The 12,619-nt window shown below is 41.5% G+C and carries 10 protein-coding genes; 7 read left to right on the top strand and 3 right to left on the bottom strand.

Translation table 11 applies throughout. The annotated features are described in order from the left end of the window. The first annotated feature begins 151 nt into the window (after positions 1-151). Both L0M98_RS05070 and L0M98_RS05065 read left to right on the top strand, forming a co-directional pair. Positions 152-400 (top strand): DNA-binding protein, encoded by a 249-nt coding sequence (locus tag L0M98_RS05070; RefSeq protein ID WP_099292078.1) that lies wholly within the window; start codon positions 152-154, stop codon positions 398-400. A 148-nt stretch (positions 401-548) separates the two neighbouring features. Continuing rightward, on the top strand, positions 549-1,727 hold the full coding sequence (locus L0M98_RS05065; RefSeq protein WP_227215260.1) for a class I SAM-dependent rRNA methyltransferase: 1,179 nt from the start codon (positions 549-551) through the stop codon (positions 1,725-1,727). 81 nt (positions 1,728-1,808) lie between these two features. Here L0M98_RS05065 and L0M98_RS05060 read toward each other — a convergent pair whose 3' ends face one another. Next, on the bottom strand, positions 1,809-2,642 hold the full coding sequence (locus L0M98_RS05060) for a PepSY-like domain-containing protein (RefSeq protein WP_227215259.1): 834 nt from the start codon (positions 2,640-2,642) through the stop codon (positions 1,809-1,811). Positions 2,643-2,793: 151 nt separating this feature from the next. Between L0M98_RS05060 and L0M98_RS05055 the strand changes: the two genes are divergently transcribed. Beyond that, positions 2,794-3,996 (top strand): MFS transporter, encoded by a 1,203-nt coding sequence (locus L0M98_RS05055; protein ID WP_227215258.1) that lies wholly within the window; start codon positions 2,794-2,796, stop codon positions 3,994-3,996. Positions 3,997-4,145: 149 nt separating this feature from the next. Here the strand turns inward: L0M98_RS05055 and L0M98_RS05050 are convergent, their stop codons facing one another. Together L0M98_RS05050 and L0M98_RS05045 are read right to left on the bottom strand one after the other, a co-directional pair. Next, positions 4,146-4,754, bottom strand: coding sequence for a response regulator transcription factor (locus tag L0M98_RS05050; RefSeq protein WP_099292075.1), 609 nt, complete (start codon positions 4,752-4,754; stop codon positions 4,146-4,148). Next, positions 4,741-5,445, bottom strand: coding sequence for a hemerythrin domain-containing protein (locus tag L0M98_RS05045; RefSeq protein WP_227215257.1), 705 nt, complete (start codon positions 5,443-5,445; stop codon positions 4,741-4,743). The genes L0M98_RS05050 and L0M98_RS05045 overlap by 14 nt, the downstream gene beginning before the upstream one ends. A gap of 298 nt (positions 5,446-5,743) precedes the next feature. On the opposite strand from L0M98_RS05045, the gene L0M98_RS05040 reads away from it, so the two are divergent. From L0M98_RS05040 to L0M98_RS05025, 4 genes are all read left to right on the top strand, one after another. Continuing rightward, complete coding sequence (locus L0M98_RS05040) at positions 5,744-6,271, top strand: sigma-70 family RNA polymerase sigma factor (protein WP_186975092.1); 528 nt, start codon at positions 5,744-5,746, stop codon at positions 6,269-6,271. Positions 6,272-6,344: 73 nt separating this feature from the next. Next, the gene (locus tag L0M98_RS05035) at positions 6,345-7,397 is read left to right on the top strand and encodes a FecR family protein (protein WP_227215256.1); all 1,053 of its coding nucleotides are present in this window, start codon (positions 6,345-6,347) and stop codon (positions 7,395-7,397) included. A 366-nt stretch (positions 7,398-7,763) separates the two neighbouring features. After that, positions 7,764-11,120, top strand: coding sequence for a SusC/RagA family TonB-linked outer membrane protein (locus L0M98_RS05030; protein WP_227215255.1), 3,357 nt, complete (start codon positions 7,764-7,766; stop codon positions 11,118-11,120). Between the two features lie 11 nt (positions 11,121-11,131). After that, positions 11,132-12,601: a RagB/SusD family nutrient uptake outer membrane protein gene (locus L0M98_RS05025; protein WP_227215254.1), complete on the top strand. Its 1,470-nt coding sequence runs from the start codon at positions 11,132-11,134 to the stop codon at positions 12,599-12,601. The last annotated feature ends 18 nt before the right edge of the window (positions 12,602-12,619 follow it).

Below are 12,619 nucleotides of genomic sequence, written 5' to 3'. Positions count from 1 at the left end.
GCATCTAAATATCAAAAATATCACACTCATATTCAAAACGATACGACAAGACATACCCGTTACAAAAAACGCCATAATCAATCCTATATTTGTTTTTTTCAAAATAATGTTCTAAATTTATTGCAGGTAAAACCTCTAAAATTACTACGCTATGACTTATACTATTACTTTTAACGAGTTAAGGAAGATCAAAGACATGTTACCCCACGGAAGTATGCAAACTATTGCAGACGATTTGGGCATCAGTACTGACACAGTGCGTAACTACTTCGGAGCCGATAATTATGACAACGGAGGTTCTAGTGCCGGAATTCACGTGGAGCAAGGACCGGACGGGGGAATTGTAGTCTTAGATGACACTACCATTCTGGACAAGGCCAAGGAACTCCTGAACGTGTAGAAAAAAATTAGAGCCGGGAACTGTCGAAAAAACGTTCCCGGTATTTTTTTACCGCTTTTTTATCTACTTTTGCAACGGCAAGTTCACGGTATAAACTTGTAACCTGCCAACTTGTAACCTGTAACGTCGCACGGCGACATAATATATTATGAGCAAAATAGTACTAAAAGCCGGTAAAGAGAGATCCTTGTACAGACTTCACCCGTGGGTATTCTCGGGTGCCATCGCCAAAAAAGACAATGACATCCAAGAGGGAGATGTCGTGAATGTATATGACCACGACAATGAATTTCTTGCCGTCGGGCACTACCAGATCGGGAGTATTGCCGTGCGTGTACTCAGTTTCAAAGAAGAAACGATTGATTATCCTTTTTGGGTAGAACGCATCCGTCAAGCATACCACACCCGCGTTGCCATCGGTCTGGCAACGGCATCGAATAATAACGTTTTTCGTTTGGTACATGGTGAAGGAGATGATCTTTCCGGGCTTATCGTGGACTATTATGCCGGGGTAGCCGTGGTACAATTCCACACCGTGGGCATGTACAAGGCAAGAGAAGAGATCACGAAAGCCCTTCTCGAAGTCATGGGCGACAAAATCACCGCCATATATGACAAATCGGAAGGAACTCTCCCCTACAAGGCAGGACTGAACCCGGAAAACGGCTACTTGTACGGACACACTGATAACTTTATCGCCACCGAAAACGGACTGAAATTCAACGTGGACTGGCTCGAAGGCCAAAAAACGGGTTTCTTTATTGACCAACGGGAAAACCGAAGCCTTTTGGAACAATACTCTCAAGGAAAAAACGTACTCAACATGTTCTGTTACACGGGTGGCTTCTCTTTCTACGCCATGCGAGGCGGAGCAAAACTCGTGCATTCGGTTGACGCCTCGGCAAGAGCTATTGAACTGACCAACCAAAACGTGGAACTGAACTTTCCCGGTGATTCCCGCCACGAGGCATTCGTGGAAGACGCTTTCAAATTCTTGAATCAATCCCACGACAAATACGACCTCATTATCCTCGATCCCCCGGCATTCGCCAAACACCAAAACGTACTTGACAATGCCATACAGGGTTACAAAAAACTCAACCGCAAAGGTATCGAAGTCGTGAAACCGGGTGGTATCATCTTCACCTTCTCGTGTTCTCAAGTGATGACGAAAGACTTGTTCCGCCAAACTGTGTTCACTGCGGCGGCAAACACCGGACGCAAAGTCAAAATATTACATCAATTGACACAACCAGCCGATCACCCGATCAGCATTTATCACCCGGAAGGGGAGTATTTGAAAGGATTGGTGTTATACGTGGAATAGCATTTAATGAAAAGAGTATCCGAAAAGTTATTTTTGGATACTCTTTATCAATCTAAAACAGTTCACTAGAAAACAAATATCTTAATCTAATCGAATACTACCATCGGGATAAATCTCCACGGATATATCCATTGAATGTTCTTTCTTTAGCAGGAAATGATACACGTTATCACCGGAAGCATACTGGATAAAATGTATGTTGTCTATCGAAAAAGTATTATACGCTTCACCTTTCAGCACATCCAATACCACTTGCGGCACATTTGCCTCCAGTACAGGCCATGAAGTTTTGATCCAGCTATTATCGCGAGCGAACAGAACTTCTTTTACTTGATTTTCATCAAGGATATCCACTTCCAAGATTCCGTCTTGCCAACGTTCATCATGGACAACCAATGCTTTCGGATAATTTTGCGTGATAAAACTACTGACTGTTGCCGGTAAATCTACCGCGTTTTCCTCCGCTTGTTTTATCAATTCACCCTCTTCATCAAAATAAAGATACATCTCTTGATTAGCATTTTCTATCTCCAGACGATACACGGGAGATGTATTCACCCGATCCACGTACTCCACATCCTCAACTTTCCAAGAGCCGTATATACTTCCGGTAAATCCGGTTTTTACCTTTTCCGGCAGATTAGCGTACAGCATATCTTTCTCCGTCATCACCCATTCGCCGTCTTTACCGAACCAAGCCTCACATTCCTGCCCCGCCTCACGGAATTCAGCTTTCTCATACACACCGTTTTTCTCCCATGTCACGGCTGTCGCGTTCGGGAACTTCGCCGTAAAAGCTTCCACGACACTCTTTCCCGGCTTGTAATTCTTATCATCATCATCGTCATCATGACAAGCGGCAAAAACAAATAACGAGGCAATCCATAGGGTTACCATCAAAATCTTTCCTCTCATAATCTTTCCTATTTATCTGTTTAACATTATGTTCCTACTATCCCTTCTAACGAAAAACAGGAGCAGAAGGTTTCTATCGAAAAAAAACAAAATAACAGGACAATCTGTTCGCGGATTGCTTACTTTTGCACCGGAATTTAAGGACTATGAAATGGATAATTGTCAAGAAATAAGCACATCCGGGAAAAGCACGAAAGACAATATCATCTCGATATGCGTCTTCTTGTCGGGATTCTCTTGTTTTGCACAGTTGTATTATTTTCAACCGTTATTGCCCGATCTTGCACACGAGTTCAACCTATCGGCAAGTTATAGCAGTCTGGCTATTTCGTTTTCAACCTTAGGTATGGTCATCGGACTATTTACCGCCATGTTCGTGGCGGACAGTATCCCAAGAAAAAATTTAATCAGTGCGGCACTATTGTCCTCTTCTGTCGCCTCGGTAATCTGTTCGTATTCAAATTCCTTTTCCTTGCTCGTGGCGCTCAGTGCCTTAAAAGGCTTTTTGCTATCGGGAGCGACATCCGTATCGCTGGCATACATATCGGAAGAAGTATTACCCAAGAACAAAGGTAAAATCACCGGGTTATACATCGCCGGAAACGCACTCGGGGGAATGGGCGGACGCGTGATTTCCTCCTATCTCAGCACGGAATTCTCGTGGCGGACAGCATCCGCTTCTATCGGAGTGTTATGTGCCGTCTTCGCGATCTTATTCTTGATTTTCAGTCCTCGTTCCATTAATTTCAAGCCGAAGAAAGAGAACTTCAAATCACTCATCATTTCCAATTTGCATTTGCTCACTTCAGCCAAATTACTCCCGTTCTATCTGATTGGCTCACTTATGCTGGGAATATTCGTGAGCCTGTACAATTATCTAGGTTTCTACCTCGTGAAAGAGCCTTTCAATTTTCCGGATTACTTGATTCACTACATTTACTTCATGTACATTTTCGGGGTATTCGGTTCTATCGCTACCGCAAAACTCACCGCACGATACAACCATTTCAAGATACAGAAAACCATCGTATTATCGTCCGTGGCGGCACTCCTGCTGTTGTACGTGAACAATTTCTGGATCGTCACTCTGGGGTTAGCTATTTTCACGTTCAATTTCTTTGTGGTGCATGTCATTTGTAACCGTGTCGTGAGCGACTACAATCTACAAAAACGCTCTGTCACCATATCCATATACCTTCTCTTCTATTACATGGGTTCCAGCGTATGGGGATCAGCCACCGGCGTCGTCCTCGACAACTTCGGCTGGCAATGGTTTATCGCCACGCTCATCACCCTAACGTTCATCCTATACGCCATCGCTTACAGGGGCGCACGGTTGATGCGGGAAAATTAAAAAGCTCCCGTCTGTACGACGAGAGCTTTTTGGCAAAATTTTTTCAATGGCTTACGTTGAAAAGAAAAATCATATTATTAACATTACAAAGATCTCGATTTTACTCTTTCCCCACAATCCCCTACATTAGGTATATTTTCGACAAAAAATCATTCCACCTCATTAATATCGATGAGATTATTCAAAATAGCATACACCGTAAGTCCCGATACGGACTTAATCCCGGTTTTCCGGATGATATTTTTCCGGTGCGTGATGACCGTGTGCACGGATATATGATGCTGGTCGGCAATCTCCTTATTGATTTTCCCTTTTGCCAATGACACCAATATTTCTTTCTCCCGCTCGGAAAGTTCATTTTTATCTGCCGCGTCAGACGGAGCATTCAGCGCATCCAGCGATTGCAACAACTTTTGTGCTATCTTCTCCGAATCATCCGAGATGTCGATCACCGTGTGATATTGTTTCAACACTTCCGGTTCTATATATTGATATACCAAAGCTACTAAAGCCGCATTTCTCATTCCCTCGAACAACTCTTCCAAGTGTTGTCGCCTTTTCGGCTCCACGGTCGAAGGATTAATAATAATAATATCCGGTTCGAGATGATTTATCTTCTCCACGCAATGATAGCAATCGGCAAGTGAGGCAACAACCTCAAAATCATGCCTAATCTCTATTAACTTCCGCAAACCGGTCGATATGATCATTGACGGCTCAATAATAACAATCCGATAACATTTATTATTGCTTGCCATACTGTTGTTCTAATTTCTTGACTAACGGGATTAGAATTTTATCCTCGATTAAAGAATGTTTGCTTAAATCCTCTTCTAATGAAAATATACCGAACAGCACCCGGATACGCATTTCCGACAGCGCATCTCCTTGTAAATACTTCATTATAATATTTTTCAAGTCATTCAGTTTATCATCTATATTACTGTGATTCTCCTTGAATTCCTCGATCTCGTAATTTCCCGAACGACTCCCGTGCACGATACCGGAAATATAGGGGAAAACCGTGTCCTCCTCGTAGGCGAAATGTCGGATAACCTCATTCTTATACTCGTTGAAAAAAAGATGAAGTATCTTTTTATGATGTTCCTCGCAATTCTCGGAAATCTCCTTCAACTGTTCCTCTATCACGAACATCCGGCTATTGAGATAATAATCATGAGAATTTTTCAAGTAAGCAATCAACTGGTCTACATCCGGCCCGATACGCTCGATTTCCTTATCCGTGGGCAAATACGCTTCATTGCTGTACACGTTACAGATCATCAGAAACAGAGGGCAAGATACATGATTCGCCTCACAACACTCCTTTACGGTCTTGTCCCCGAATCCCAGATTCAACCCGAAACGATGCAAAAGCAACAAGAGCGAATAATCGGCATGAATAACATCTGCCAGTTTCATATCAGCAGAAAATAAACGTGAATTCATAGTAGTATTTTTATCACAAATATTGGAAATATTCGACTCTCCACCAAGTTTATTCATCAGTTTATAGAATTATTTATAATATTTCACGACATCAAAAGTACAAAAGTATCCGAAGCAATAACATCCTCAAAATCGGGTAAAAGCACGGGCACCCATCCCCATAAATGGGGATTATATCCCTGTAAATCGAATTATCCTTCGTATTTCACACAAGATCGCCAATATATAGTAAATGAAATTTATTGTTCATTAAAGAAGAAATTATAATTTTGTCAGGAATATATCACATAAAAAACAAATGGAAAAGGATCAAGTCATATTACTGGAACAACTTTTCAATCGTTATTTTAGTCATCTGGTTCTTTATTCCAGAAAGCTGATCGGAGCACAAGAACCGGCGGAAGACATTGTTCAAGATGTATTCCTGCACTTGTTCGAAAGTAAACGCCTGAAGTACGCGACTCCTTCATTTTTATTTACTTGTGTGAAAAACGCTTCTTTAAATTACATAAACTTCTCGAAAAAGAGAATGGTTCCCCTCTCTCCCGCTCAAGAATTTATCCCGGATAAAGATGTACAGGAAGAAATCGCCCACATGCAACAACTGGAACGACTGGATACTGCCATTGAATCTTTACCTGCCAAATGCAAAGAGATATTCAAGCGGGTATATTTACAAGGTCAACGCTATGAAGATGTCGCCACACAGTTGGAAATCTCTTATCACACCGTGAAGGCGCACATGACAACCGCCTTTAAACATTTACGAAAACACCTTTTAGTATTACTTTTCCTTCTTCGAAATGTTAAATTCAAGAGAAAGTGAAAAAAAAGTTGGAAAAATGACTAGGTAGATTCTGCGTCATATTTGTTATTATTATAAACAATATCACAGAACCATGCCAAACGAGCAAGAAAATATAGACGAACAAATCATCCGGGATTGGGTTGAAATGAAAAAACTACAACATCCCGGATATTGGACGCAGATGAAGGATAAACTTCAAATTGCCATCCGCCGAAAGCATAAAATACGAATAGTAAAATATGCTGCCATATTCATGTTACCTGTTTTAGCATGCGGACTTTATCTCTTGCTGGATAATCCTCATCACACTCCCCCGCGGACAGAACAAACTTTGGCAAAAATATTACCGGGTGATAAAAAAGCTATTCTATATACATCAGATGGTAGTTCACTCGTCCTTTCCGAGGATACACTCTCGTTGACAGAGATCAACGGAACCCGGATACTATCCGCGAAAGACGAAGGAATTGTCTATACCCCGCAAACAACGAGTAACACGATAGAAATCTATAACACGCTTGTAGTTCCTCTTAAAGGAGAATATAACATCACTCTCTGCGACGGAACCCAAGTATGGCTAAACTCCTCTTCCTCATTGAAGTATCCCGTTATCTTTTCAGATTCCGTTCGGAAAGTACACTTGGAAGGCGAGGCTTTCTTTATCGTGACCGAGAATAAAGAAAAACCGTTTATCGTGACAACAAAAGATTACTCCGTCAAAGTACTGGGAACAGCTTTTAACGTGATGGACTACAATGATGACAATTATTCTCACACGACACTGGCAAAAGGAAAAATCGAAATATTACACGGGGACAAACGCCAAATATTAATCCCGGGCGAGCAGGCAGTTCTGAAAGACGGGAAAATATCCATAAAGAAAGTAGACCCGCACTATTACACCACGTGGATGAACGACCGTTTCTACTTTGACAGCGAATGTCTGGAAAACATCATGAAAAAATTATCCAGATGGTACGATGTACAAGTAACATTCAAGGATGAAGCGGCAAAACAATATCATTTCGAGGGAAGCGTACCTAAATACAGCAGCATCAAAGAAATTTGTAATATTATAGAATTAACGACACACGTGAGGTTTGAACTGGAAAAGAATAATATAATTGTTAAACTAAAGGAATAGAGGATGTAAATGTCATTTCTGTATCTTGATATCAATCTGAAATGACACGATAAACGAATCATTAAAAAACTTAATACTGAACTGAAAAGTATCGGTAAACGGGAGAATTATACAATGAAGTATCACTATCTAAAACGAGAATTTATGTCATTAATCCAACGTTTATTACTTGTTTAAGCGCACGTTTCAAAACGCCGCACAAATAACAAACTATCATCTATATATCAAGTGATTAGCATTTTACTGCAATCCCTATAAAAAAGTTTTTTTCTCTCCTTTTTTACGATTAATAAACGTTCGTTTATTGAGCATGACTTTTATGGTAATTAATACTTAAGATAATTAACATAAACCATAACACAACTTATGAAAAAAAATATCAATAACCTACTAAAACGGTATCTGTTAATTACATTTACCCTATGTTTTGCCTCCCTCTCGTTTGCAGGGAACGGAACTCAAATTCAGGACAAAATCATCAGTGTCGATTTCAAAAATGAAACTTTGGCAAATGTCCTCAAAGAACTAAAAAACAAAACAGGTTACGAATTCCTGTATAACTTGGAAATAGTTAATAAAGCTCCGCTCGTCACCGTGAAAGCAGAAAAGAAACCTTTCACGCAAGTTTTAACCCTCTGCCTTGAAAATACAGATTTCACGTATCAGATTATCGACGATACGGTCGTTATAAAATTAAAGGAAGAAAATGATAATACACCACAGAATAAAGAAATCAACGGTGTCGTACTTGACGAGAACAACTCCCCTTTACCCGGAACAACGATCATGATAAAGGGAACACAAGTAGGTTCCGCCACGGATAAAGACGGCAAATTCAAACTGACACTTCCGAATATCAAGAACATCACACTGGTGGTTAGTTTTCTTGGTTTTGAAACACAAGAAATCGAGCTATCAAACCAGAAAGAGATCAAGATCATTCTCCGGGAGAAAAAAGAAAGTCTGGAAGATGTCGTGATTACCGGTTACGCTAACGTAAAAAAATCCAGCTTCACGGGATCAGCCATCCGGGTAGAGAAAAAAGAATTGTTAAAGGTTGCTTCACGAAATGTCATATCGGCATTACAAGTCTTCGATCCCTCTTTGCGCATCATGAAAAATAACGACATGGGGTCCGACCCGAATACTGTTCCCGAATTTTACATCCGCGGACGTTCCGGCGTGGGCGTTATGGAACTCGACAAAAATTCCGTATCCAAAACGGCCTTACAGAACAACCCCAACTCCCCCCTGTTTATCATGGACGGGTATGAGGTAAAAATAGATAAAGTGTACGATTTCGACCCGAACCGGATAGCGAACATCACGATTCTGAAAGATGCTGCCGCAACGGCCTTGTATGGTTCCCGTGCCGCCAACGGTGTGATTGTGATTGAAACCGTGGCTCCACAACCCGGCAAACTCCGTGTTTCCTACGACTTCATGGGAGAATTAACTGTACCGGATATCTCTGACTACAACTTGATGAACGCAAGTGAGAAGTTGGAGGCTGAACGCTTGGCAGGCTTCTTTGACTCTGAAGCTCCCGTAGAATACCAAAGCCTGCAACAAGAATATATCGAGAAAAGAAACAACATCATGGCAGGCGTGAACACCGATTGGATTTCCTTGCCCTTGAGAAATCCCTTTAATCACAAACACAGCCTGTTTGTCGAGGGTGGTTCCAACGATTTTCGATTCGGCATCACCATGCGTTATGACGTACAAAACGGAGTAATGAAAGAGTCCGGGAGAACTCGTATCGGCTCTTCTTTTATGCTGGATTACCGGGTAAAGAACTTACAATTGCGCAACGAAGTCAGTTATGATGTTACCAAAGGTACAAACTCACCTTACGGGGATTTCAGCGAATATACCCGCCGCCTACCTTACGTGTCTTACAAAGATATTGACGGAAACTACGTGAACGACTTGAAATGGCATATTAACGATACCCGTTTAAATCCTTATTACGAGGCAAAACTAATGAAGAATTTCAGTCACAATAATTACAGTTCACTGACGGATAATCTGGGTGTGAACTGGTATATCATGGACGGATTCCAAATGAAAGCCCAATTCTCAATCACGAAAACAAACGAGTGGTCTTCCGTTTTCGTCGATCCGGAATCTGCCACGTTCAAGAATAGTACCGAGGACTTAAACGTACAAAAAGGGACATTGGACAAGAGCGATTCCGAAACAATAAACTGGAACTTCAAAGCATTCGCCAATTACGTGAAGACGTTAGGCAATCACAACATCAACTTCTCGGTCGGAGTCGAATTAAACGAGAACAAATACAGCTACGAGAGCACCACTTTCCGCGGGTTCCCTTCCGGAGAGCTAAGTTCCCCCATGTACGCTGAAAAATCGGATGCTCCCACATTCTCCGATAATCACACCCGTCTATCCAGCGTGTACGCCGCTTTAAATTATTCTTTTCAAGATATTTATCTACTAGATGCCTCCTACCGCATGGACGGTTCTTCCGAATTCGGGGTAGATAACAAAACAGCTTCATTCTACGCTATCGGTGCGGGAGTCAATTTCCATAAATACGATTTTATGCAGAAATTGGATAAAATCAGCCAGCTAAGATTAACTGGTACTTACGGACAAACCGGTAAAGTAAACTTCCCCGCTTACGCCGCAAAACACACGTATAAAATCTCTGACAAGTATTACGGCACGGGCAACGGACTGACGCTATTCTACATGGGTAATGATAAATTAACATGGGAAAAGACAAACGAATTAAACCTCCGTCTGGTTCTGGGATTATTTAACGACAACATCACATTGGAAGCCGATTGGTATAACAAATTGACTAAAGATTTGATCACGGACGTGACTATTCCGGTATCCACGGGATTCGAGTCTTACAAGGATAATCTTGGAGAAGTACGAAACCGGGGATATGAAATAATCCTGCGTGCCAACGTGTACAAAACGCAAAACTGGGATGTTATCCTGTACGGGAACATGGCACATAACAAGAACCGGATCATGAAAATCTCCGAGTCGTTAAAGGCATACAACACCCGTGTTGACGAGGAATTCGCCAAATTTGAAAATGATAAAAAGAACTTAACCTATGCCAAACCGCTTATAAAATACGAGGAAGGCGGTTCATTAACAGCTATTTGGGGTATGAAATCCTTGGGTATCAACCCCAGCGACGGAAAGGAGATATTTGTAAACCGGGACGGAACAATTTCTTACGATTATGTTTCCTCCCAACAACAGATTCTCGGAGACAAGGAACCGGATGCACAAGGTAGTTTCGGGGTAAACCTGCGTTACAGGAATTTCTCGTTGTTCGCTTCCTTTATGTATGAATTCGGCGCACAAGTATACAACACGACTCTCGTGGAAAAAGTGGAGTGCGTTGACCTGCGTTACCAGAATGCGGATAAACGCGTACTGACACAACGCTGGGAATCAGCCGGACAACGTACCACACTAAAAGACATCAAGGATAGAAGCGAAACTACACGCCCGACGTCCAGATTCGTACAAGACTACAACGCGATAGATTTCACCTCATTGAGTTTAAGTTATGATTTTAATCGTGAATTAATCCATCGTTTCGGTTTGAGTATGCTCCGCCTGCAATTCCAAATGGGTGATGTCGCTCACATCTCGAATGTGAAACAAGAAAGAGGACTATCCTACCCTTTCAGCCGTACATTTAATTTCTCTTTAAATGCAACTTTCTAAATCATGATGCTATGAACAAAATAAAATACTATATCATTCTGGCAACCATCACTTTGTTTACCTTGAACGGTTGTGGAAACTGGTTAGACGTTTCTCCTGAAAATCAGGTAACGGACGAGAAATTATTTGATGATTATTCAGGCTTTCGTAATGCATTGAACGGAATATATCAGGAACTTTCTCAACAAGGTCTATACGGGCGGGAACTATCGTGGGGATTGATAAGCGTACTCGCACAGGATTACAATGCCGACAGGTTGAATAAAGCTTACCCGGAAGTCGCAACTTACAACTACGATCTGGCAGATACCAAAAAAATGATTGACAATCTATGGATACAGATGTATAATGCCATCGCGAACTGTAACAAATTAATTGAAGAGATTCAAAAAAAGGACGGAACATTCTTCCCGTTGGGAAAAGCAGAAAAAGACTTAATCGAGGGAGAAGCCCTTGCCTTGCGCGCATTCATTCACTTCGATTTATTACGTTTATTCGCCCCGTCCCCAAAAGTGAACGCAACCGGTACGTATTTACCTTATTTCACGACTTACCCGTCAAAATATGAACCGAAACAAAAAACATCCGATTTCTTGCAACTCGTGATCGGTGATCTGTCGAAAGCCAAAGATCTGGTAGCCCACTTTGATTCTACCCATGTAACAGAAACCGGTTTGTATTCCGCTACATGGAGATACACCCCGCAAAGTATAAATTTAGGTCGTTTCTTCAATTCCCGCGGTATCCGACTAAATTACATAGCCATTCACGGTTTGCTCGCCCGGGTATACATGTATGCCGGAGATGAACCAAATGCCGAGAAAGAAGCTCGTTTCGTTCTGGAACATTTTGTAGCATCAGAAGGTGGTGAAGACGCGTTACGTTTTGCCTCAACAAGTGAATTAACTTCCGGTAAAGGATTGCATACCAAGTATAAATCGGAAATTATGTTTGCCTTGTATGATGACAAATTAACGGACTTATACGACGAATTTAAAACCACGAACAACACACGTTTCGCACTAAAAGCATGGACGGACTTCTTCACGGAAGACGGGGACGATTCGAGAAAGAATCTGGGTGAATATAATTATGAAACAGGATTGTACAACTTATTAAAGTGGCAATCTTTCGACACGGAAGTTCCCGATGTCACTCCGAATTTTAACCTGATTCCGGTATTGCGTCTGTCTGAAATGTATTATATCATCAGCGAATGTCGCTATAATACCAGCGATGCGACGAACGCCCAAGTATACTTGCAAAAAGTCAGAGACGCGTACCAAGCTGACAACCGGACAGTTGACATGAATCGTTACCAGAAGGAATTAACGCTGGAAATGAAAAAGGAATATTTGACGGAAGGTCAACTGTTTTTCTTTTACAAACGCTTGAACATAGCCATCGAGAATAGCGGAGAAACCGTAAACGTGGGAAACAAATTTGTACTTCCCATCCCGGAAAAAGAAGATGTATTCTAAACGATAAAGGAGAACAAC

The organism is Butyricimonas sp. DFI.6.44 (genome assembly GCF_022132345.1).
Classification (GTDB): Bacteria; Bacteroidota; Bacteroidia; order Bacteroidales; family Marinifilaceae; genus Butyricimonas; species Butyricimonas muris.
The sequence above is the reverse complement of the archived record's forward strand: the minus strand, read 5'-3'. Positions and strand labels throughout refer to the sequence as shown.

Bases quoted from the DNA above. Each gene is read 5' to 3' on its own strand.
- L0M98_RS05040 (WP_186975092.1), top strand. From the start codon at position 5,744: ATGGAAAAGGATCAAGTCATATTACTGGAACAACTTTTCAATCGTTAT.
- L0M98_RS05065 (WP_227215260.1), top strand. From the start codon at position 549: ATGAGCAAAATAGTACTAAAAGCCGGTAAAGAGAGATCCTTGTACAGA.
- L0M98_RS05070 (WP_099292078.1), top strand. From the start codon at position 152: ATGACTTATACTATTACTTTTAACGAGTTAAGGAAGATCAAAGACATG.
- L0M98_RS05025 (WP_227215254.1), top strand. From the start codon at position 11,132: ATGAACAAAATAAAATACTATATCATTCTGGCAACCATCACTTTGTTT.
- L0M98_RS05035 (WP_227215256.1), top strand. From the start codon at position 6,345: ATGCCAAACGAGCAAGAAAATATAGACGAACAAATCATCCGGGATTGG.
- L0M98_RS05030 (WP_227215255.1), top strand. From the start codon at position 7,764: ATGAAAAAAAATATCAATAACCTACTAAAACGGTATCTGTTAATTACA.
- L0M98_RS05050 (WP_099292075.1), bottom strand. From the start codon at position 4,754: ATGGCAAGCAATAATAAATGTTATCGGATTGTTATTATTGAGCCGTCA.
- L0M98_RS05060 (WP_227215259.1), bottom strand. From the start codon at position 2,642: ATGAGAGGAAAGATTTTGATGGTAACCCTATGGATTGCCTCGTTATTT.
- L0M98_RS05055 (WP_227215258.1), top strand. From the start codon at position 2,794: ATGGATAATTGTCAAGAAATAAGCACATCCGGGAAAAGCACGAAAGAC.
- L0M98_RS05045 (WP_227215257.1), bottom strand. From the start codon at position 5,445: ATGAATTCACGTTTATTTTCTGCTGATATGAAACTGGCAGATGTTATT.